Raw genomic sequence first — 20,461 nt, forward strand, 5'->3', positions numbered from 1 at the left:
CCTGATGCCTCGACCGAGGCGGTTTCGATTTCCGTGTCGCCACGTCCTTGTGCTGGGCGCGCGGGGCTTCATGGAGGATGACCGCCACCCTCCGAGGACCAGGCACCGGCCTTCCTGCCTACGCCGCGCGCGCGCCGTACCCGATGTCGATAGGCCGATAGGTCGGTCTCACGCGATCCACGCCGCTGAGCTGTTAGAATCGAGCGCCGCTGTCGTGATGCCGATCGAGGCTTCCACGCGGGCGCGAGCTGGGCACCGTGACGACAAGTTGCGCGACGACGCGCTCCCTCTGACCGGGGCGGAAGGCCAGGCTGGCTCCCATGCCTCGCCGCCAAGGAGCCGCTCCGCGTCTCAGATCCGATGCGGGTGCGCCAGCGATCGCGGCGACAGCGCGCGAGCCCCGGATGCGCTCGCGCGTGAGCTGACGCGCAGTCGCCTCGAACCGATGATAGAGCGGAGTGCGCGGTCGCATGATCGCCGATTGGCGATCGAGTTCGGGTGCCAGGCCGCAAGGCCACACCACGGCGGGACCGCCATGCCGTAGGATGGCGGAGGCTCATCAGGCGCGCCGAATAGCTCGAGTTGCTGGGCGCGCGCGGGCGCGGCCGGCACCGCGAGACGCCGGGACGGTCGGGATGGCATGGCAGCCTCCGTTAAGAGGTGGGGAAGAGATCCAGTTGGGCTGCGCGCCAAGCGCGCTCGCGCCCCTCGGCGATCTGAGCGGCAAGCCATGCTTTTTGCTGGCCGATCCCCATGCCGAGCATGGGAACGGCAGCGCGCTCGCCGGCGAAGGCGAGCAGCGGCTCGCGGTAGAGACGCCCGGCGAGGAAGACGATCGGCCCCGCATGGCGAGGTCCGATCGCGCGTCGTAGTTGGCGGACCGTCTTCTCGCCCCACAGACGCCGCTCTGCGGCCGATAGGTCGCGGAGGGTGGCGTCGTAAGGGGCGAGGCGTTGCGAGGGCTTCACGAGGCCGTGTGCGGCCGAGAGCACGAACCAGCGGTCGCCGGTTTCCTCGACGTAGGTTCGTGCCTTACGGAACCAGTCGGAGCGATACAGATCGGCTGCGCGCGCGGGGCGATCGTGCTTCTGCGAGACGCAGGCGACGAGATAGATCGGCGATTCCACGAAGCGCCTATCGCGGAGGATCGATCAGGCCGGGGCGGCGCGGTCGCGCCGGGGCGGCAAGTTGATCGATGGTGAGTTGGCGGTGCAGCGTCGCCGGCAGATCGGGGACGTGCCGGCGAGCGACGACGATCAGCGGGTCGGGGATCGGTGCTTCGCCGTAGAAGGCGCCGAGCCAGATGGACGGACCGTCGTCTTCGTCCTGTTCCTCGCCGGTCCAGACCTGGAGGAAGAAGGAGGCGAGCGGCGCATCCCATCCGATCGACACGCGGGCGGGACCGTTCTCGAAATCATGGCGGCTCATCGAGAGGTCTTCCTATGCGAGGCCATCGGCGCCCGGCGCGAGGCGCTTTTCAGCCTCGTCGAGCGTCGCCTTGCTCAAGGCGTCGACCCGGCTTGGACCCTGGCGGTTCCGGATGTGTCGAAGGCCGGCACCGTTCGGCTCGCTGTCATCCTTGCCGAACAGGTAGAGGTCAAGCAGCTTGCTCTTCCAGCGGCGACCGTTGCGGCGCCGGAAATCGACGAGGGTACGCAGCTCCTCGTCGGACCACGCGGGCATCGGCACCCGCACGGGCTTCGAATAGTCGGTCATGCTCGGCGTCCTCAATCTGGGTTCGAGCCTGTGGCCCGGAGGTAGCGAAGGAAATCCCGGCTCCATGTGTGCGGGATCGGCTTGGGCAGGCGCTCATGCGTCACGGTCGGGCCGTCGAAGAGATCGGGCTGGCGCCCGATCACGAGTGGCTGGATGACGTGACGCGGCTGCCGGATGCAGTCGCGCGCCATCAGGCAAGGACCGTTTCCGGGTAGTGGGCGCGCAGGTTGGCGATTGCACGTTCGCCGTCTGGGTAGGGCGGCCGCATGATGCTGATCGCGGAGCGGATCGCAGCGGCGAGATCCGCATGGTGGATCACTGGCGACGTGCTGTCGGGATATTCGACAGGTGCGGTGAAGCCGGCATGAAACCAGCGGCCGAGCCCCTCGTCGAGCTGGCAAGCGTAGGTCGAGGCCGGCTCATTTTCAGGATCGAAGCGGATGGCGAGTTCGACGTAGCGGCCGAAGTCGTGGTGCGATCCGTGGCGGACGAAGGTGGCGCCCTCGGGGGGCGGTCCATAGTGCGCAATGAGCGCGGCCTGGTAGCAGTCGACTTCGAGGCGATTGAGCCGGTCAAAGTCCGGCGTGCGGCCGAGCTGCGCGGTATCTTCCTCGGCAGGGCTGGCGCCGATGATGAAAAGTTCGGTCATGGTGGGGCTCCGGTCGAGCAGACCGGGGATCGGGCCGCTCAAAGCGCCAAAGCGTCCTCACCTCTCTCACGGCGAAGCCGTGGCGGGCGGGGAAAAGCAGCTAGTTCGTCGTCGTCCCGGCCTTCGCGATGAAGCTGCCGCGCCCGTTGCGGAAGGCTCCCACGACATTTCCGGCATCCCAGTGCCCGCTGAGAATCCCCTTTCGGGGTCGGTACATAGAACGGACCCAGATATACGCTAAGCGCCGACAGGTCTGCTTGGGTGTCCGAAAACACCCGTTTGTCGCGCATCTGCGATGGCGATAGGGTTTTCCGTCATCCCTGGTGCCTAGCGACGACTTTTGGGACAAAGCCGTCGTAGCAAGCTCAGCCACATTGAGTCGATCTACGGGAAAGGCTGTCTTGCACTCGGCGCCTCTTGCGCGACGGCATGGCGATCGCTCCCCCCGTCTAGAAAGGGATAGGCTATCGAAAGAGTCTGGGTGACATCGTCCAGCCAAACGATCAATTTCGCTATTGATTTCATCATGGTAGGCCGCTTGCATGACCGCATCCGATCGCGCCGAACAGAATCTAATCCTCCGCTGTCCGGAGCCGCTCAATGCGGAAACGCCTCCGGATAAACTGATCACGTCCTTCCTGACGCCGCAGGCGAATTTCTACATCCGCAGTCACGGACCTACGCCGGAGCTGGCCGACGATCATCGTATAGCGCTGGACGGCTTGGTCGACCGCCCGCGCTCCTACACGGTCGCCGAACTTCAAACGGCATTTGCGACCCGGACAGTGACCGCGACCATGCAGTGCGCCGGCAATCGTCGGGCACATCTTCAAGACGTGGAAAAGACTTCGGGCGATCCCTGGGACGTGGGCGCGATCGGCAATGCGGCTTGGACCGGCGTCGCACTGCGCGACGTGCTCGCCGCGGCCGGCATCCAGGACGGCGCGTCGTTCGTCGGCACTACGGGTGCCGACGACGTCGATGTCGATGGTGAGACGGCGCCGTTCGGTGCCTCGATCTCGATCGCCAAGGCACTAGAGCCTGACGTGCTGATCGCCTGGGCGATGAACGGCGAGGCGCTGGCCCCCGAACATGGCGCACCGCTGCGGCTCGTCGTGCCGGGTTATGCGGGCGTTCGTAGCGCCAAGTGGCTGACGCGCATCGAGGTGCGCGATCGCCCATCCGATGCGCCGATCCAGGCCAAGGACTATAAACTCTTTCCGGCATCGGTAGCGAAGGAGGACGCAGACTGGGATGAGGGCCTGACGATCGAGGAGATGCCGCTCAACGCTGCGATCTGCTCGCCCGTGGACGGCGGGCATGTCGGCGCCGGCGCGTGCGGAATCGCGGGCTATGCGATCGCCTTCGGCCGAGCGGTCTCTCGCGTCGAGGTCTCCGTCAATGGAGGCACCGACTGGCTGCAGGCGGAACTGACCACGGAACCCGATGCACCCTGGAGCTGGACACAGTGGCACGTCACGGTCGATCTGTCTCCCGGACTCCACGTCCTGGTCGTGCGCGCCGTCGACGGTGCCGGGCAGATGCAGCCCGAACGACCCGAGGCGATCTGGAACTTCGCCGGCTATCTCTCGACCGCTTGGCATCGCATCACCGTCACCGCCGGCTGATGAACGCGCCGCACGACGCCGATCGGGCCCATGCGAAGCTGGCGGAGAGCGCGAGCACGCTGAAGGACAGCGCAGTCCAGCAGGTGGACAGCGCTGATCGTCGCACGGAGCTTGCCGCAGACCGCACAATCCTCGCCGGTGAACGCACCTATGCCGCCTGGGTGCGTACCGGACTGGCGGCGCTCGCTTCCGGGATCGGCGCGCGCGCGCTGCTCAAGGACGTCGTGTTCCCGTGGCTGGCGACGGCGACCGGGACCATGCTGATCCTGTTCAGCGCCTTTTGCTTTGTCGCCGCGGTGTGGCGCGAGATGGGTGCCGGCGCCCCGCCGCCACGACCCGACATCAAGCGCCTGCCAGCGGCGTTGCTCCTGGTAATGAACGGGTTTCTTATGCTCGTGTCGCTGGCCGCGCTCGTCGGCATCTGGACGGCGCGCTCGTAGCGCAGCAGCGCTAACCACGCTACGGGCCGATCAGACCCGGCAGCGCATCGGCGGCTTTCGTGCGGTATCGCCCCTTGTGACGCAGCCCGAAAACGACGCGCGGGTCGAAACCGATCGGTCCCGCATGTAGCGTACCCGGGTCGGTCCATATAACGGGCTCAGATAGACCCTGGCGACTGACAGGTCCGAGCATTTGCCCGACCAACATGCCCATTGACGGTTGGGGCAAACGTCTCATAGATCGATCTCGGCACTGGATTTCTGCCGGGCAATTTGGCCGAACCGCTCTGACATGAGCTGATGATTCCTACTTGGCGCCGTCAGGCAGCAAGGAGGAATTGTGCGCGCTACCTTTCGCAATCTCGTCGACATGCTGAACGTCGCGGCATTCATGCGCAATCGGCACGAGCATGCCGTTTCGGTCGTACGTTGGGCGCTGATCCTGCTGCCCATGGCGGCACTCGTCGGGACGCTATGTGCGGCGTTCCTGTTGAGCCTCGATACCGTTACCCGCCTGCGGTTTGCGTCGCCTTGGCTGCTCTATCTGCTGCCGGTGGGCGGGTTCGTGGTCGGATTCCTTTACCATGTCACCGGGCGCACGGTGGAAGGCGGCAACAACCTGATCGTCGAGCAGATCCACGAGCCGGGCGGCGGTGTGCCACTGCGGATGGCGCCGCTCATCTTCTTCGGCACAGTGGTGACGCATCTTTTCGGTGGCTCGGCCGGACGTGAAGGCACCGCCGTCCAATTAGGCGGAAGCCTTGCCAGCGGTTTCGGCCGCGCGCTCCACCTCGATGCGGGCGGCACGCGCATCCTGTTGATGACGGGTATCGCAGCCGGGTTCGGCGCGGTCTTCGGCACGCCGATCGCAGGAGCGGTCTTCGCGCTCGAAGTGCTGGCGATCGGCCGCGTTGAATATTCCGCGCTGGTGCCTTGCCTTGTTGCAGCGCTGGTCGGCGATTGGACGTGCCTCGCCTGGGGTATCCATCACGGTGTCTACCCGATCGGTGCGTTGATACCCGTCGATGCGCTGCTCGTGACGAAGGCAGGTGTTGCGGGGATCATATTCGGACTGGTCGGTCTGGCCTTCGCCGAAGCCAACCACGTGGTCGGGGGATGGCTCAAGCGGATCGTTCCCTATGGTCCACTACGTCCAGTGATCGGCGGGGCCGTCGTTATCGCGCTCGTCTTCCTGTTCGGCACGCGCGACTATCTGGGCCTGGGTGTCCTGGCAGCGGGGCCCGACAGCCTTACCATCGCCAGCTTCTTCGGACCGGACACGCATCGGTGGAGTTGGGCGATCAAGCTGCTGTTTACCGTCGTCACGCTCGGCGCGGGTTTCAAAGGCGGTGAAGTCACGCCTTTGTTCTTCATCGGCGCAGCGCTCGGTAACGCGCTGGCGCCTTTCTTGGGCGTGCCGACGGGCCTGTTCGCCGCGATCGGCTTTGTCGCGGTGTTTGCCGGGGCCGCCAATACCCCGCTCGCCTGCACCTTCAGGGGAATCGAACTGTTCGGCGCCGCCTATGCGGTGCCGATCGCCGTCGCCTGTTTCGTGGCCTATCTCTGCTCGGGCCACAACGGCATCTACCTGTCGCAGCGCGTTGCGATACCCAAGGTGCCGGCAGACGGTCTGGCGCCCAATGCGACACTGCGCGAGACACGTACACGCCGCACAGCACTTCGCGCGCAAAACCGCGTGTCGTGAGTTGATGGCTTAACCTGATCCTCCCGATACGTCGGGCGCAGCCTTCGGATCGGGGTCCTGTGCCTTGCCCTTCGCGGCGCCCGGCTGCTTCGTGCTCATGGCAGTCAGATAGGCGACGATCGCCGGTACGTCGGCTGCGGCGACGGGTGCCTTGTAGACCTCGCGCATCTTGGTGACCTCCGCGGTCCACTGGTCGCCAGAGAGTGGTGGCTGGTTCAGCGCCATGCTCGCCGAATGACACGACGTGCAGTTGGCATTGATGACATCGGCATGCGGGCCGGCGGGATATTGACCTTCGTCGGTCGGAAGATCGACCGAGGTGGACGCCAGCGAAAAGCCGCGCGCCGAGACGCTTGGCGGCGGTGGTGCGGTCGGGGCCGCAGGCGGCGGGGCGACGCGGCTGTTCGGGGCACCGATCGCGAGCAGAAGAACGACGGTCGCGCCGACGAACGCGAACGACAGCGTGCCGATGGAAGGCGTTTTCATGCGGTGCGCTCCTCAGCCGACGACGATGTTGGTGGTTTCGATGTTGCCGCGCATGAACCCGCCCGGATTCCAGATCGGCGTCATCGGCTGCGCGATGCCGGCGGTGTTCCAGCAGCGCGACATCAGCTTTGTTGGGCCCGCATGCGTGAGTGGAACCTGCGCATCCCAGCGGCGGAAACTGTATTTGCCGTGATCGGGGCCGAGCGTCGTCTTGTACCAGGTCTTGCCGTTGTCGGTCGACACATCGACCTTGGCGACGCCGCAATCGCCCCCCATCGCAATACCGCCCAGTGGGATCGAGCGATCGAACGCGATCGCCTGCCCCTCGTCGAGGCTCGTGACCCAGCTGCGCGGGATCATCTTGTTGATGGGGACGGTCGGAAAATCCTTCTGGCCAGGCCGCACGTTCGCGCCGGGCGTGGCGGGCACCTTGTACGCCTTGGCCATCCAGTAACCGTCGTCGGGCGCGGCAAGCACCTCGATGTCGTTCAGCATCTTGACCCAGTAGGTCGAATACCAGCCGGGTACGATCAGCCGGACCGGGAAGCCGTTGAGGAGCGGCATCTGTTTGCCGTTCATCCCGAAGGCGAGCATCACCTCGCCGTCGCGCGCATGGTCGATCGACAGCGACTTGGCGAAATCCGGTCCGCCCGCGACCACCGGCTGGTCGAGCGCACCGAACCGCACCGCGACCGCGCCCGGCTTCACGCCGGCGATATCGAGCACATCCCGCAGCCGCACGCCGAGCCATTTGGCGTTGCCCATCGCCCCGTGACGCCACTGCGCACCCGCCACCGGAGGCTGGAACAACGCCCGCGAATTGCCCGAGCATTGGTTGATTGCCGCCAACTCGACGCGCGGCAGCTTCAGCAGTTGCGCGAGCGAGATCGACAGCGGACGCGTGACCGCGCCGTACACCTTGATCCGGAACGCCTCGACATCGATCGCGGTCGGAATGTCGGCCCAGTGCCAGCGGACGAAGAACTGGTCGTTCGGCGTGAAGACGTCGCCATTGAACACGCTCATCGGCGTTTCCAGCAACGGCGGGTGGATACGCTGGAGGATCATGTTGCCCTTGCCGGGGAACGCGCTGGTCATGGGCCGTTCCGATGGGCCACCTGGCAGATGCAGATCGACCATGCTCTGCGCCAGCGCGGGTGCGGCGATCAGCGCGCCGCTACCGATCGCGGCTTCTGAGAGAAAGCGACGGCGGTTCGTCGCCTGCGCCAATTTCATATCCAGGCTGTCCACCAGCATTCTCCCTTCGATGTCATGCTTTTATGCGCGACCCGTCCGCCGGTCTGCCCGGTACGGGTCGATCGGATGCGACGGTTCGATCCGACAGGACGATCAGTTCGGCCCATCAATTGGCTTGGGCGATGCAGGGCGACACGAACAGGTTCCCGCGCCAGCCGCCCGCGACCGTCTTGGCGCCGACCAGCAGCCACATTGCTGCGAGCGCCACTGTGAGGACAGTGCCGACGATCCCGAAAAAGCCGAGCTGAAGCGTCGTGCCGAGCTTGAAGGTGGCGACCGTGTAGACGCCAAGCGGGAAGGTATAGCCCCACCAGCCGAGGTTGAACGGAATGCCCGCGCGCCAGTAGCGGATCGTGATCAGCGTCGCGAGCGCCAGCCACCACAGACCGAAACCCCAGAGCAGCAGCCCGGCAATCGTGCCAATCCCCTGCGCTACCGCGCCGATCTGCCCCAGGCCGTTGGCGGCGAGGATCGCGGGCGCGTTGCTGCCGAGCACCAGCATCCCAAGCGCGCCGGTGCCAATCGGACCGAGCGCGAGCCAGCTCGAGGCGGCCATGCTCTCGTGCGGCAGCTTGTGCAGTGCCATCCGCAGGATCAGGATCGCGAGGATGCCGAACGCGACCGGCACTGAATAAGCCCAGAGCACATACGACGTTGCGAGCACGACGAACTGGTGATGCGCGTCCGCCAGATGCGGGGCGAGCAGGCCGCCGCTCGCACCTGCGACCTCCGCCGCGACCACCGGCAGCAGCCACACCGCGGTCATGCCGTCGAGCGAATGTTCGTGCCGCGTGAACATGAGGTAGGGGATCGCCACACCGCAGGCGAGCGACATCGCGACGTCGATCCACCACAATGTCTCGGCGATCGGGATCACGCCCGCGCCGAACTGCGGCAGGCCGAATGCGAGACATCCGTTGATGATCGTCGCCAGCCCCATCGGGATCGTGCCGATGAACATCGACACGGTGTTGTGCCCGAAGATCCGCCGCGCCTCGTGTCCGAACATCGTCCAGCGCGCGGTGTAGAGCCCGGCGAACAGCGTGAAGAGCGCGATGTTGAAGTACCACAGCGCCTCGCCGACCGGGTGCAGCGATGCGCCGACGCCCGGCACCTGCGGCAAGGCGAGCGCGAGAATGCCGGTGCCCATCGTCGCGGCGAACCAGTTGGGGGTGAACTGCCGGATCATCTCGCGCGGGGAGTCGAGCCGGCTGAGGGGCTTCAGGCCATCGAGAACGGGTTTCAGATCGGCGGTCACTTGCCAGTCTCCTTGATGAGATCGGTCAGCGCATCGGCCGCCCGCGTTCGATACCGCTCTTTATGGCGCAGCGCGTAGAACGGACGCCGCGGCAGACCGAGCGGTAGATCGTGCAACGTGCCGGCCGCGATTGCAGGTGCGACGACATGCTGCGACAGCACCGCGACGCCCGCCCCGGCCTCGACCGCGCTACGTACCGCCTCGTTCGATGGTAGCATCAGCGCCACGGTGAGGTCCGACGGATCGACGCCGCGCTGGCGCAGCACCTCCTCGAACGACGAGCGCGTGCCCGATCCCTGCTCGCGGACGATCCAGCGTGCGGCGCGGATCCAGTCCTCGTCGATCGTGTCGGCTGCGCGGTCGCTTACCAGCACCATGCGGTCGTTCGCGACCGTCCAATGCGCGAGCGCGGGCTCGTCGATCACACCCTCGACGAAGCCGAGCTCGACCGCACCGTCGAGCACGCGCGCCGCGGCCCCCTCGGTGTTGTCGATCGCCAGTTCGATTGAGATCGCGGGGTAGCGCGCATGGAACGCGGCCAGCTGGCGGGGCAGCCAATAGCCCGCGATCGTCTGGCTTGCGACTAGCCGCAGAGTGCCGCGCTCCAGTCCTGCATATTCGGCCAGTGCAAGTTCCGCGCTGGCGGCACGGCCAAGCACTGCGCGTGCGTCGACCAGAAACATGCGGCCCGCTTCGGACAGTTCGATCCCACGGCCGACCCGGTGGAACAGCGGCACGCCGTGCCGGGCTTCCAGCGCGGCGATGGCAGCGCTTGCGGCTGACTGCGTCACATTGAGCGCTTCGGCCGCGCGCGTCATGTGCTCGCGCTCAGCGACACCGACGAAAATCCTGAGTTGTTCCAGGGTCATGCCCGATCTCCTTGCCCCAATGATAGGGAACGGAGATCAATCGCACCAACCAAAGATTACGGTCATTCCAATCAGATATACCGATCGGTCATTTCAGAATGTCGATAACCGCCTCACTTTCATCGACCAGTTCGGCAATCGTGCGATCAAGCATCGTTCGCTGGAATGGATCGAGGATCAGTCCTTCGATACGCGCATACCCACCGCTTTTGCAGTGCACCGGCACGCCGCACACCAGCCCTTGCGGGATACCGTAGGAGCCATCTGACACCACGCCCATCGACACCCAATTGTCGCCTGCGCCGTGCACCCAATCGCGCAGATGGTCGATCGCCGCATTTGCTGCCGACGCGGCCGAGGACGCACCCCGTGCTTCGATGATCGCGGTTCCGCGCTGCGCAACGGTGGGGATCAGGGTCTCGCGGTACCAGGCCTCGTTTCCGATACGGTCGGCAAGCTTTTGGCCATCGAGTTCGGCATTCCCCCAGTCGGCAAACATCGTCGGCGAATGGTTTCCCCAGACGACGAGCTTTGTAATCGCATCGACACCGACACCCGCCTTGGCCGCAAGCTGTCCCTGCGCGCGGTTGTGATCGAGGCGGATCATCGACGTGATGTTTTCGGCAGGGAAACCCGGTGCGCTTTGCGCAATGATCCAGGCATTTGTGTTGGCGGGATTACCGACGACCAGGATCTTGGCGTCGCGTTTGGCCACTGCGTCCAGCGCTGCGCCCTGCGTCTTGAAGATCGCTGCGTTGGCAGCGAGCAAATCACGGCGCTCCATGCCCTTCGAGCGGGGACGAGACCCGACCAGCATGGCCGCATCGATGTCAATGCCGTCTGCTCGATGCCCTTCTCCTGCATCATGCCGGTACGAACATGAGCAGCCTCGGATGGGTGCGACAGCCACCCGGCAAGCCGGGCCGTAAGACGTTCGCCATCATCGCCCAGCGGCTCGCGCTGCTCCGCGATATCGGGATCGATCCCGATATCGCTACGGGCATCCACCCTGAGCGCCTGCGACGCCTCTGTCAGCAAGGGGCGCGGCTGACCGCGCAACATGTCCGAACGTTGCAAGCGACGCGGCGTCGCGCGGTCCTGGTGGCGACGATACTCGAAACTATCGTCACGCTCACCGACGATGCGGTGCTGATGTTCGACCGCCTGTTGGGGCAGATGTTCCGGCGCGAGCAGAACAGCGCGGACACCGCGCCCAAGCGCGACCGGCGCACCATCAACGGCAAGATCCGGCTGCTCGCCCGGCTCGGCGATGCCCTGCTTGCCGCCAGGGTGTCGGGCGGCGACATCGCCGCTGCGGTCGAGGCCGCGATCGGATGGGACGATCTCGGCCGTGAGGTCGATGAAGCCCGCAAGCTGATCCGCCCCGATGCCGTCGATCCCGTCACGATCGCCGCGACCCACTACCCCGTTCTCCGACAGGTCGGCCCCTCATTCATCGCGTCGTTCACGTTCGGGGCGGTGCCGGCCTGCCATGCGCTCGCGCGAGCGGTTGCGATCATCCGCGACCTTCATCTCGGTCGTTTGCGAAAACTGCCGTCCGATGCGCCGGTCGGCTTCATCCGACAGGCCTGGCGTCGGACGATCGGCTCCGGCCTTCCTGATCGCCGGACCTATGAACTGTGCGTGCTGGTGGAGCTTCGCGACCGGCTGCGCGCCGGCGACATGTGGGTCGAGGGAAGCCGGCGCTATCGTGCCGTCGAACAACAACTCATTTCCGGTCCCGTCTTCGCTGCCATGCGCGCGGCCGGTCCCTTGCCGATCCCGGCACCGGATACGGCCGGTGTCTGGCTGGCCGAACGACGCGCCCGCCTTGCCCGTCGATTGGCCGAGGTCGAGCGAAAGGCGGAGACGGACGCGCTGGAAGACGTGCAGCTCAGCCTCGGCAGGCTGCGGATTTCGCCGTTGAAGGCGATCACGCCCGAAGAAGCCGATACCGCGCTCGCACCGCTTTATGCCCATCTGCCCGCGATCCGCATCACCGACCTTCTTGCTGAAGTCGATCGATGGACCGGATTCAGCCAGTGCTTCACGCATCTGCAAAGTGGCCGTGTCGCCGATGAACCGCGTGCGATCCTGACGGCGGTGCTCGCGGATGCGACCAATCTGGGCCACACGCGCATGGCGGAAGCCTGCAATGTCGTGACCCAGCGCCAGCTTGGTTGGCTCGCCTCATGGCATCTGCGCGAGGAAACCTACGGTCGCGCTCTCGCTCGTCTGGTCGACGCCCAGCATACCGCGCCACTCGCCGCCCTGTTCGGGTCCGGCACCTCGTCCAGTTCGGACGGTCAGAACTTCCCGCTCGATCGCCGCGCCCAGGCAACCGGCGCGGTCAATCCGCACAAGGGGGCAGAGCCTGCCGTCTCCTTCTACAGCCATGTCTCGGATCGCTACGCGCCGTTCCATTCCACCGTCATCTCGGCGTCCGCGAGCGAGGCCGCGCAGGTGTTGGACGGGCTGCTCCACCACGGTGCCGATCTGCATATTGAGGAGCACCACGTCGATGGCGGGGGCGTGTCGGATCATGTGTTCGCGCTATGCCATCTGCTCGGATTTCGATTCGCGCCGCGCATCCCGAACATCGCCGCGCGCCGTCTGCACCTGTTCGACGGCATTGAGCCCGGACCCGATATCGCGCCGCTGGTCGCGGGCGGGATAGACGAAGCCCTGATTGCCGCGCACTGGAACGACGTGCTGCGTCTGGGAACATCGATCCGCACCGGCGTCGTGAGCGCGTCGATCATGCTCGAACGGCTCGGCTCCTATCCCCGCGCCAACGGCCTGGCACTCGCATTGCGCGAGATCGGCCGCGTCGAGCGTACCCTGTTCACGCTCGACTGGATCGAGCAGCCCGAACAGCGGCGTCGCGCTACCCGCGAACTCAACAAGGGCGAGGCCGAAAATGCGCTGAAACGCGCCATCTTCTTCCACCGGATCGGCCGTATCCGCGACCATGCGCTGCAAGCGCAGAGCCATCGGGCGAGCGCGCTCAATCTCGTCGCAGGTGCCATCGTCCTGTGGAACACGACCTACCTGCAAGCCGCCCGGAAGCATCTCGCCAACCTCGGCCGGCCGGTCTCCCCGGACCTGCTGCAACACCTTTCGCCGCTCGGCTGGCAGCACATCAACCTCACCGGCGATTATCTCTGGACCGATCCCGACGCGCCATCGAAAGCCCTCAGGCCGCTCCGCCAGACCCGCGCCGTAGAAGGCCCGGCGAAACCTTAGCGTATATCTGGGTCCGTTCTATGTACCGACCCCCTTTCGGTTGAGGCTGCCTACGGGTTTGCGCCGCGCGGCGAGAAGCCGCGCGCGCCGGGTGTCGCGGTCGATAGGCACGCCCATGACGTCAGTGCCGCTACGGAGCGATTTCATGGCTGATCTCTCCCATTAAGGGGAAGGGTTGTCGAATGGCCTCGCCGCGAAGTCTCTGACTAGCCGGCGTTTCCGATGTCCGACAAGAAGGGATCGACGGATGCCTCGATGTCCTCCGGCGTCAGATCCGCGCGTGCGAACAGGTCGCGATCGGACAGGACCGCACGCGGAGCGGCGGGATTGCCGGTCGTGACGATGTGAAAGGTGTCGCCGTCAGCCGTCGCCCTGCGCCAAGCGAAGCGCCAGCAATGGGCGGCGGTCTGGAAGGGGTTCGGGCGTGGCATGATACTCTCCTTGGAGGGTGAAGTGGGGGAGCCCTGCGGCGAAGCCGCAAGGGCGAGGCCGCTGGCGTCAGCCAGCGGCCGAGCCGAAGCTCAGGCGACCTTGCGGTCGCGCTGAGCGTTCTGTGCTGCGGGTGGTGTGCCGAGCGGGCCGCGGCGATCCACCACGCGGATGCCTGCCTTCTTCGCGTCGATCACCAGTCGCTCGGTCACGCCGTTGCCTTGGAAGGCGATGACGTAGCGGGGCTTCAGCGAGAGCATCTGCTCGTTGCGACGGAAGCCAGCCCGGTCTCCGAGTTTGCGATCGAGACCGAAGCGGACCTGCTGGACACCGTGCTGTTCGGCCCACGAGGCAGCGATGCGCTCGATCCCCTTCATGTCGCCACCATGGACGAGATACATGTCGCCGACGCGTTCCCGAACCGCGTTGAGGGTGCGCAGCAGGTTGTCGCCAAACGCCTTCATGTCCTCGTCAGTCCGGAAGGTCAACCGGCCTCCGGCAAACACGACGGGAGTGCCCTGTGCCGTGTTGGCGTCGCGGACGCGTTCACGGCGAGCTTGGAGGAATGCTCGGCCGTCAACGATCGCTGACGTTACCCCGAGCGAAATGCGGTTGCCCGTCGACGGGATCCAGGAACGGCCGGTCTCGCGGATGTAGTGCGCCGCTGCGGTGTCGCGCATCACTTCGTAGCAGGTGGCGGCTTCCTCGATCTTCTTGGCAAGGTCGATCTTGTCCTCGAGGTTGGAGGTGTTGATCTCCGAACCGTCCTGCTCGGCAATCAGCAGCCTGATCTCATCGGTGAGGCGGTCGATCGTCGCGTGCTTCTTGGCCGCGGCCCGGTGGAAGAGATTGACCAGGCCCCAGCCCATCTCCTCGATGTCGCGCTCGAGCGACGTGTTCTGGAGGGTTGCGAAGAGGTCGCTCCAGATAGCGGTGGTGGTCTGCTCAAGTGCGTCAGTCGAGGGAGGGCACATGCCCGAGACATCTTCGGCGCGGGGTTCAAGGTGTCCCAGCTCCAGTGCGGAGAGTGCGGCAGCGAGGGAAGTGGTCATGGGGTCAAGCCCTTCATCTGATCGAGGCCGGCGGCCTATCCGCCGGATGCGCACCTCCTGGGCGGCTGAATAAGAGGCCTCCGCACCGGAGCGCAGCGAAGGGAAACCGCAAAAACCGGGGTGGTGCGGGCAGCCGCGCAGCGGCAACTCGGGCCGGATTTTTGCGGTTGCGGGGGTCTCGCGGCCGCCCATGTGCCGCATCTCTCTGGCGGAAGGCTGTCGGGCGTCAGGTGGCGTCGGGCGCAGCCGGGACCATGATTGCTGCCGCCTTCGAACCTGTCGGGCTCAACCCACACCGCGCGATGTCGTCGAGAATGGCCTGCCCCGTTCCGCACAGGCGTACCATCGCCACTGGGGTGATCCTCAACCCTCCATCGGCGCCGATCGCGTCGACCATGATACGGAGCTGGTCGACCAGATCTTCGCTCCGGGTCGCGGCATAGCCCGCGCAGGCCGCCACGTCAGAGAACACGCCCGGGACGGGCAGGACGGAGGCGTCGCCTCCATCGGGGACGAAGCGCCAAGGATCGACGTCGGCTCCTTCTGCGATTGCGCTGACGTAGGTGGGATGCTCCGTATCCAGGCTCTTCCACCCGTCGGTCGTGTGTGACGCATCGATCGCGGAGCGGCAGGCGCTGACGACATCCTCCGCCTCGACCGTGATTTCCACACGGTAATGGGCAGGGTATTCGCAGTGGACGGTGAAGGTCTTCATGGGACCGGACTCCTGAAGGTTGGCAAAATGGGAGACCCAAGCGGTTCGGGTCATTCGTAGCGGGGACGCTCGGCCGGATAGGCGAGAGGGGGCCAGCCATCGTGGACGCGGGCCTCGAAACGCCCAGCGGAGAGGACGCTGCTGATCGGTCGCGCGTGGTCGCCGGTGTTCCAGTCGCGATCGAGATGCGCCTGAACCTCGACCGACATTCGCCGGGCACGGTCCTCGTGACCGTCGGGGAAGGTGACGCCGAAGGCCGTCAGCACCGGGTCGGTGCAGAGTTCACCGGTGTCGTACCACCAGCCACCTTCCTCGGGGCCGCCATAGAGCCGTTGGGTGAGGTAAACGGCAACGCTGCGCATGATGATGATCCTTTCTCAACCAGGAGCCAAAGGCTCATCTGTCCAAAGGACGCCTCCCCTCCGGGTGGCTGTTTCAGTCGATCACGCGCCAGCCAGCGGCGATCCAGCGCTGGCGGTTGGGCGCATATTTCGCGACGGTCGCGAGGATGATCTTGCGGGGCGGCGTACCCGCGACGACTGAGGGTCCGATTCAGCGGCTAATCTGGAGCGCGCATGTCGATAGCGAAGCCTTGGTCATCTTATAGGCAAATTGTGATCGAAACCTACGCCGGTCCAGCACGCGGCGCTCATGGAAGTGTCCGCGCGCGGCCGATACCGGACCAATTTTACCCGGTGACCATGAATGTGGAATGCTCCCGTGACATGCGGAAACAGCACCCGCTTGGGACGCGCTTCCGCATCTACGCCAAGGAAGTTACCAAGGAGGACGGCACGCCATTTCTCTATACGCACTGGAGTTGGCCGGCCGTAGTTGTACCCACTTAGGTGTTTGCGTCATGGCGGACCTGCATGGTCGCCGAAGGCGCCAGCAGGAAGCGCCCAGCGATCCACGAGGATCGAGAGACGCCAGGCCGGATCATCGGCCTGTACACGCTCGTCATCATGGAGCGTAGCGGCTTGATACGCCGTGCCGCGGTCGGCGAGCTGCACGACGCTCAGCGAACGATGAATCGTTTTACCACTCGCGGCTTCGCGTGCTGCGATCGTCAGGAACGCTGCGGGGAAGATGAGGCGGAGCGTCGCCCATTGGTCAGGCGACCCGAAGATGCAGGCGCGGCAGGACAGGCGGCCCCACCCCAGGACGTAAGCCGGGTGTGGCCGGATCCGCGAACGCGCGATCACGTCCCATACCTGGCACTCGTTCCAGTCATGGACGGGACGCCAGTGGTCGACCGCGCGCGCGAGGGTCGACGTTCGGTGCGGTTCGAACGCGGCGTAACGCGCGCGCGCAGGGCTTTCTTCGGCACGCTCCCCGGTGATGACGAGGGTGCGGCCATCAAGGAAACGCGGCTGATTGCGGATCGCGGCCGCGAGAACGTCGATCTTCAGCGCCGGACTGCACCAGCGTACACGAAGGTCCGGGGAGGTCTGCGGGAAAAGCCCACGCGTGCCGGGAGGGCCGTTGCCTCCGGCACAGCCGATCCCGCTCGGCGTCTCGAACAGGATCGGAGCGGTCGGCGTGTCGTCGCGTGCCAGCTCACGAGCGAAGCCGCCTTCGCGCCACGAGACGTAGAGCGCGATGCCGAGATGGTCGGCGATCGCCCGAACATAGGCCGGCGTGCAGGGCCAATCCATGAAGGTCGGCCCTTGGCCGTCGACATCATGGTGATGCAGCTCGATCGCGTGCGCGGGCACGCCAAGACTGAGGAGGTGCAGGAGGGCGGCAAGGTGTCCTTGCCGCCACTGAACGCCACGACGAAGCGCCGGTAGGCGCCGAGGTCTTGGAGGGCGGCCGGAGCGATCATGCCGCTTCACGGATCTCGTCCTCGGGCTCGGCCGAGACGTCCAGCCCCGTCGCGCGGAGCAGATAGCCGGCAGCGGCTTCGGCCTTGGCGGCAGCGGTCATGATCGCGCGGCTGTCCTTGCGCAGCACCTTCAGCCACGAGCCGATATAGGCGGCGTGGTCGTCGAGGTGCGAAGTGGGAAGGCCGAGATCCGCACCAAGCAGCGCGGAGGTCATCTCGGCGCAAAGCTCCTCGAAAGCATAGGCGTCGTCGCCGAACCGCTTGCCGAACTCGCGATCGAGCCGGTCGGGGTGGCCGCTCCAGTGGCCGGCCTCGTGGGCGAGGGTCGACGCGAAGAAGGCGCGCGAGGAGAACAGCTCGACCGGGGGCATTGTGATGCTGTCGGCCGTGCGATCGTAGAACGCACGATCGCCGCGCATGTGGACGGTCGCCGGCAGCGCGTCGATGAAGCGCTGGGCGCGCTCGGGGAGGGTGTCGGCCGGAGGTACGACATTGACCGGGCTCGGGTAGAAGTCCGGAGACAGGCCGTCGATCTGGTCGCAGTTGAACACGGCGTAGGAGCGTAGCACGCGGCGCATCTCGTCGGTCGCGTCGCCGGTGACGACGGATTCGACGGTCTTGCTGTAAGATTTGTAGAAGATGGCGATCTGCGAGCGTTCGCCTTCGCGGACCTGGCCCCCAAGGGCCTGCGCCTGCTTGTACGTCATCCAGGTGCGCGAGTTGTACCCGGCGCCTTCGGCGCACAGCCACAGCCAGAAGCAGTTGATGCCCTTGTAGGGGTCGCCGGTCGCGCGTAGCGGACGGCCCCCAAGTCCGGGGCGCCACGGCTTGACCCAGGGGCGCACGCCGGCCTCGAGCTTGTCGATGATGGTGTTTGTGATGATGTCGGCGGGCGACGGTTTATCGGTGGTCTTTGCCACGGTGGTTCTCCTGATTTTGTTGAGGCGAACCCGGTCAAGCATCCTTCCCTCTCGGGGGTGGTGGCGGGTCACAAAAGAGGGGCGACACTCCGCGAAGAATGCCGCCCCCAGTCGCCTCGAAATGTGCGAGCCCGCGTCAGGCCGCTTGGCTCAAATCCTCGGACCCGTGGTCATCGTCCTCCTCGGGCGCGATCGCGTCGTCACCCTCCTCGCCGGGATCTTCATCCTCGGCAGGATCGGTGTCCTCGACGTCTTCGGTGAAGGTGGAGCGCAGCGGCGTCCTTGCCGGTTTCTCGATGCCGTCGAAGCGCATCGCCTCGGGCAACCAGGCCGTCGCCTTCTCGCGGATCTCCGCTTCGACGATGCCCTGGCCGTTGCAGAGCGAGGCACAGGTGCCGGCGAGGTCGCCCTTCTTGGCGTCCTTGTAGCGGCCGCGCAGGATCGGGCCGCCAATCTCCTCGAGTGCGTCGAGCATGACGGTCTTCTTGACCCGGCCGAAGAAGTTCTCGGCCGTCGGGCGCCACCAATTCTCGACCTGGATGTCGAGGAGGCGGCCGAGATGGTCGTGGAAGCCGTTGCTGCGGTAGCCCTCGGCGACGTTAAGCGTGGGCTCCAGCGTGCGCGCGATCGAGAACGCCACCCACGCGCCCCGGGCCTCGTCATCGAGCGAGCGGAAGGCGTCGAACCGCTCGGTCATGGTCTTGTGGCCGGCCCAACTCGTGTCCAGGCGCTGCCGCTGATCGTCGATGGTCTGCGACGCCATCGAGCCCTCGTCGCGGAAGCTGAAGATCGGGAAGCCCGCAGCGCCCGACTTGAGCGTCGAGTGGTTCGGGATGTGGCTCTGCTCGAAGACGACGTTCTGCGCCATCAGGAAGATGGTCAGGTCTAGCGCCATCGCCGGGTCGCTGGCGACGTGGGCGACGAGGATCTGGCGGCGCTGGGTCGCCAGCTCGTCGACCAGCGTGACGCTGAGCTTCGGGCCGCTGTCAGCGTCGTCGCCATTATCGGTATTACCGGCATTGCCTGGATTACCCGTAGGAGGTGCGTTCGGGTCCACGACCGGCTTTTCGCTGAACAGGCGCGTGTGGACACGGGGCTCGCCGTCACCGCCGATATACACGAACGTGCCGATCTGCGCCTTCAGCGCGGGATCGATGTCGTGCCGTGCGTCGTCGATCTCGTCCAGCTCGCGCTCGATCGCCTCGATACGCGCTTCGGCGGTTTCCGCCTCGGCGCTGCCTTCGGAGAGTTCCTGCTCGAGCTGGGCGACGAGGGCGTCGTTCTCGCTCGACAGTTCCTGCACGCGCGCGGTCTCCTCCTCGGTGAGGTGACGTGCGGGCGCATGAAACTCGTGAAGCTGCCGCTCGAGGTCGTAGGGGACGTGCGTCGCCGCGATCGGCGTGACGAAGGCGAGACCCTCGGCCTGCGCCAGCTCGGCCGCGGCCGCTTCCAGCTTCTTGACCGCAAGCGTCTCGATGACGTCGACGTCGATCCAGTTCTCGTCGCCCTCGGTCGCGAACAGGTCGCCCTCGATGCGACCGCCTGCGGCGAGATAGGCTTCGCGCCCCACGAAGCGCGCCTTGGCGTCGTTCGCCTTGACGGTGCCGTTCAGGATAGCGCGGCGGATGTTGTCGGGATTGTCGCCGTAGTAGGCGCTGCTCATCTGGGCGAACACGCGGGCCTGGCGGTCGACGTCGGTGGTGACGGCGTAAGCCTGTGCAACGCCGAGCGTGATCTCGCCGGCTGCGAGCGCCTCGAAGACGCAAGGTGCCAGCTCGGCGAGGCGCACGCGCTGCTCTACGAAGCGGGTAGTGACGCCCTGGCGCTTGGCGACGTCCTCGGCCGTCATACCCTTCTGGATCAGGAAGTTGAACGCGGTGCATTCGTCGGCCGGATTCATCGGCACGCGCTGGAAGTTCTCGGCGAGGCTTGCCTCGATCGAGTTGTCGTCGTCGCTCAGCACGAGGACCGGAACGGTGTGGTCAGCGGGGAGGGTGCCCTGCTGGATTAGGAGCTGGAGCGCGCGCAAGCGCCGACCGCCCGCCTTCACGGTGAACGTACCCGCCTTCTTGAGCGGGGTGACGATCAGGTTCTGCAACAGCCCCTGGGCTGCGATGTTCGCGGCGAGGGTGTCGATCCCTGCGTCACGGTTGGATTTGCGCACATTGTCCTTCGACAGCGTCAGGTTCTTGACCTTCACGGACTGGATCATCGGTCATACTCCATTCGAGATCAGCGCGCCGTTGTCCGACGGTCACGCGAG

The 20,461-nt window shown here is 65.8% G+C and carries 20 protein-coding genes, 1 pseudogene and 1 riboswitch; of the genes and pseudogenes, 5 read left to right on the plus strand and 16 right to left on the minus strand.

All coding sequences use genetic code 11. The annotated features are described in order from the left end of the window. Positions 1-653: 653 nt before the first annotated feature. The 4 genes from OXR60_RS13195 to OXR60_RS13210 all read right to left on the minus strand — a co-directional run bounded on the left by OXR60_RS13195 (position 654) and on the right by OXR60_RS13210 (position 2,407). The gene (locus OXR60_RS13195; RefSeq protein WP_267396382.1) at positions 654-1,127 is read right to left on the minus strand and encodes a DUF6884 domain-containing protein; all 474 of its coding nucleotides are present in this window, start codon (positions 1,125-1,127) and stop codon (positions 654-656) included. Between the two features lie 7 nt (positions 1,128-1,134). Then, the gene (locus OXR60_RS13200) at positions 1,135-1,428 is read right to left on the minus strand and encodes a hypothetical protein (RefSeq protein WP_267396383.1); all 294 of its coding nucleotides are present in this window, start codon (positions 1,426-1,428) and stop codon (positions 1,135-1,137) included. Positions 1,429-1,440: 12 nt separating this feature from the next. Next, positions 1,441-1,716: a hypothetical protein gene (locus OXR60_RS13205; RefSeq protein WP_267396384.1), complete on the minus strand. Its 276-nt coding sequence runs from the start codon at positions 1,714-1,716 to the stop codon at positions 1,441-1,443. A gap of 190 nt (positions 1,717-1,906) precedes the next feature. Then, complete coding sequence (locus tag OXR60_RS13210) at positions 1,907-2,407, minus strand: hypothetical protein (protein ID WP_267396385.1); 501 nt, start codon at positions 2,405-2,407, stop codon at positions 1,907-1,909. Between the two features lie 500 nt (positions 2,408-2,907). Between OXR60_RS13210 and OXR60_RS13215 the strand changes: the two genes are divergently transcribed. The 3 genes from OXR60_RS13215 (at position 2,908) to OXR60_RS13225 (ending at position 6,138) form a co-directional block, all read left to right on the plus strand. Then, positions 2,908-3,993: a sulfite oxidase gene (locus OXR60_RS13215; protein WP_267396386.1), complete on the plus strand. Its 1,086-nt coding sequence runs from the start codon at positions 2,908-2,910 to the stop codon at positions 3,991-3,993. Further along, positions 3,993-4,433 (plus strand): DUF202 domain-containing protein, encoded by a 441-nt coding sequence (locus OXR60_RS13220; RefSeq protein ID WP_267396387.1) that lies wholly within the window; start codon positions 3,993-3,995, stop codon positions 4,431-4,433. Before OXR60_RS13215 ends, OXR60_RS13220 begins: the two co-directional genes overlap by 1 nt. A 240-nt stretch (positions 4,434-4,673) precedes the next feature. After that, a riboswitch (Fluoride riboswitch) is annotated at positions 4,674-4,750 on the plus strand. A 23-nt stretch (positions 4,751-4,773) separates the two neighbouring features. After that, a complete protein-coding gene (locus OXR60_RS13225) occupies positions 4,774-6,138 on the plus strand; it encodes a voltage-gated chloride channel family protein (RefSeq protein WP_267396388.1) in 1,365 nt (454 codons plus the stop codon). Positions 6,139-6,147: 9 nt separating this feature from the next. On the opposite strand, the gene OXR60_RS13230 is transcribed toward OXR60_RS13225, so the two are convergent. The 5 genes from OXR60_RS13230 to OXR60_RS13250 all read right to left on the minus strand — a co-directional run bounded on the left by OXR60_RS13230 (position 6,148) and on the right by OXR60_RS13250 (position 10,825). Beyond that, positions 6,148-6,624 carry a hypothetical protein gene (locus tag OXR60_RS13230; RefSeq protein ID WP_267396389.1) on the minus strand — a complete coding sequence of 159 codons (477 nt, stop codon included), beginning with the start codon at positions 6,622-6,624 and terminating at the stop codon, positions 6,148-6,150. A gap of 12 nt (positions 6,625-6,636) precedes the next feature. Continuing rightward, complete coding sequence (locus tag OXR60_RS13235) at positions 6,637-7,881, minus strand: molybdopterin-dependent oxidoreductase (protein ID WP_267396390.1); 1,245 nt, start codon at positions 7,879-7,881, stop codon at positions 6,637-6,639. Positions 7,882-7,987: 106 nt separating this feature from the next. Further along, entirely contained in the window at positions 7,988-9,139 is a 1,152-nt protein-coding gene (locus tag OXR60_RS13240) for a TDT family transporter (RefSeq protein WP_107955916.1), read from the minus strand. Beyond that, positions 9,136-10,008 (minus strand): LysR family transcriptional regulator, encoded by an 873-nt coding sequence (locus OXR60_RS13245; protein ID WP_019054677.1) that lies wholly within the window; start codon positions 10,006-10,008, stop codon positions 9,136-9,138. The genes OXR60_RS13240 and OXR60_RS13245 overlap by 4 nt, the downstream gene beginning before the upstream one ends. A gap of 88 nt (positions 10,009-10,096) precedes the next feature. Further along, positions 10,097-10,825, minus strand: a complete 729-nt coding sequence (locus OXR60_RS13250; RefSeq protein ID WP_267396391.1) for a malate dehydrogenase — start codon at positions 10,823-10,825, stop codon at positions 10,097-10,099. A 14-nt stretch (positions 10,826-10,839) separates the two neighbouring features. Here OXR60_RS13250 and OXR60_RS13255 point away from each other — a divergent pair. Then, a pseudogene (locus tag OXR60_RS13255) lies at positions 10,840-13,254 on the plus strand (Tn3 family transposase); the annotation flags it as partial. A 206-nt stretch (positions 13,255-13,460) separates the two neighbouring features. Here OXR60_RS13255 and OXR60_RS13260 read toward each other — a convergent pair. From OXR60_RS13260 to OXR60_RS13280, 5 genes are all read right to left on the minus strand, one after another. After that, positions 13,461-13,685, minus strand: a complete 225-nt coding sequence (locus tag OXR60_RS13260; RefSeq protein WP_267396392.1) for a hypothetical protein — start codon at positions 13,683-13,685, stop codon at positions 13,461-13,463. Between the two features lie 90 nt (positions 13,686-13,775). Further along, positions 13,776-14,735 (minus strand): DUF2493 domain-containing protein, encoded by a 960-nt coding sequence (locus OXR60_RS13265; RefSeq protein ID WP_267396469.1) that lies wholly within the window; start codon positions 14,733-14,735, stop codon positions 13,776-13,778. A gap of 226 nt (positions 14,736-14,961) precedes the next feature. Then, a complete protein-coding gene (locus tag OXR60_RS13270) occupies positions 14,962-15,450 on the minus strand; it encodes a hypothetical protein (RefSeq protein ID WP_267396393.1) in 489 nt (162 codons plus the stop codon). Positions 15,451-15,500: 50 nt separating this feature from the next. Continuing rightward, positions 15,501-15,812, minus strand: a complete 312-nt coding sequence (locus OXR60_RS13275) for a hypothetical protein (protein WP_267396394.1) — start codon at positions 15,810-15,812, stop codon at positions 15,501-15,503. 495 nt (positions 15,813-16,307) lie between these two features. Next, positions 16,308-17,108 carry a phosphoadenosine phosphosulfate reductase family protein gene (locus OXR60_RS13280; RefSeq protein ID WP_267396395.1) on the minus strand — a complete coding sequence of 267 codons (801 nt, stop codon included), beginning with the start codon at positions 17,106-17,108 and terminating at the stop codon, positions 16,308-16,310. 12 nt (positions 17,109-17,120) lie between these two features. On the opposite strand from OXR60_RS13280, the gene OXR60_RS13285 reads away from it, so the two are divergent. Continuing rightward, the gene (locus OXR60_RS13285; RefSeq protein ID WP_267396396.1) at positions 17,121-17,243 is read left to right on the plus strand and encodes a hypothetical protein; all 123 of its coding nucleotides are present in this window, start codon (positions 17,121-17,123) and stop codon (positions 17,241-17,243) included. A gap of 31 nt (positions 17,244-17,274) precedes the next feature. Here the strand turns inward: OXR60_RS13285 and OXR60_RS13290 are convergent, their stop codons facing one another. Together OXR60_RS13290 and OXR60_RS13295 are read right to left on the minus strand one after the other, a co-directional pair. After that, positions 17,275-18,198, minus strand: a complete 924-nt coding sequence (locus tag OXR60_RS13290) for a zincin-like metallopeptidase domain-containing protein (RefSeq protein WP_267419142.1) — start codon at positions 18,196-18,198, stop codon at positions 17,275-17,277. A gap of 136 nt (positions 18,199-18,334) precedes the next feature. Continuing rightward, on the minus strand, positions 18,335-20,410 hold the full coding sequence (locus tag OXR60_RS13295) for a ParB/RepB/Spo0J family partition protein (protein WP_267396398.1): 2,076 nt from the start codon (positions 20,408-20,410) through the stop codon (positions 18,335-18,337). Positions 20,411-20,461: the final 51 nt, after the last annotated feature.

It is taken from the genome of Sphingomonas sp. GC_Shp_5 (genome assembly GCF_026540855.1).
Classification (GTDB): domain Bacteria; phylum Pseudomonadota; class Alphaproteobacteria; order Sphingomonadales; family Sphingomonadaceae; genus Sphingomonas.

Coding starts and splice junctions, on each gene's coding strand:
- OXR60_RS13200 (WP_267396383.1), bottom strand. CDS start 1,428: ATGAGCCGCCATGATTTCGAGAACGGTCCCGCCCGCGTGTCGATCGGA.
- OXR60_RS13205 (WP_267396384.1), bottom strand. CDS start 1,716: ATGACCGACTATTCGAAGCCCGTGCGGGTGCCGATGCCCGCGTGGTCC.
- OXR60_RS13215 (WP_267396386.1), top strand. CDS start 2,908: ATGACCGCATCCGATCGCGCCGAACAGAATCTAATCCTCCGCTGTCCG.
- OXR60_RS13220 (WP_267396387.1), top strand. CDS start 3,993: ATGAACGCGCCGCACGACGCCGATCGGGCCCATGCGAAGCTGGCGGAG.
- OXR60_RS13230 (WP_267396389.1), bottom strand. CDS start 6,624: ATGAAAACGCCTTCCATCGGCACGCTGTCGTTCGCGTTCGTCGGCGCG.
- OXR60_RS13235 (WP_267396390.1), bottom strand. CDS start 7,881: ATGCTGGTGGACAGCCTGGATATGAAATTGGCGCAGGCGACGAACCGC.
- OXR60_RS13245 (WP_019054677.1), bottom strand. CDS start 10,008: ATGACCCTGGAACAACTCAGGATTTTCGTCGGTGTCGCTGAGCGCGAG.
- OXR60_RS13250 (WP_267396391.1), bottom strand. CDS start 10,825: ATGCTGGTCGGGTCTCGTCCCCGCTCGAAGGGCATGGAGCGCCGTGAT.
- OXR60_RS13260 (WP_267396392.1), bottom strand. CDS start 13,685: ATGCCACGCCCGAACCCCTTCCAGACCGCCGCCCATTGCTGGCGCTTC.
- OXR60_RS13265 (WP_267396469.1), bottom strand. CDS start 14,735: ATGACCACTTCCCTCGCTGCCGCACTCTCCGCACTGGAGCTGGGACAC.
- OXR60_RS13270 (WP_267396393.1), bottom strand. CDS start 15,450: ATGAAGACCTTCACCGTCCACTGCGAATACCCTGCCCATTACCGTGTG.
- OXR60_RS13275 (WP_267396394.1), bottom strand. CDS start 15,812: ATGCGCAGCGTTGCCGTTTACCTCACCCAACGGCTCTATGGCGGCCCC.
- OXR60_RS13280 (WP_267396395.1), bottom strand. CDS start 17,108: ATGGATTGGCCCTGCACGCCGGCCTATGTTCGGGCGATCGCCGACCAT.
- OXR60_RS13295 (WP_267396398.1), bottom strand. CDS start 20,410: ATGATCCAGTCCGTGAAGGTCAAGAACCTGACGCTGTCGAAGGACAAT.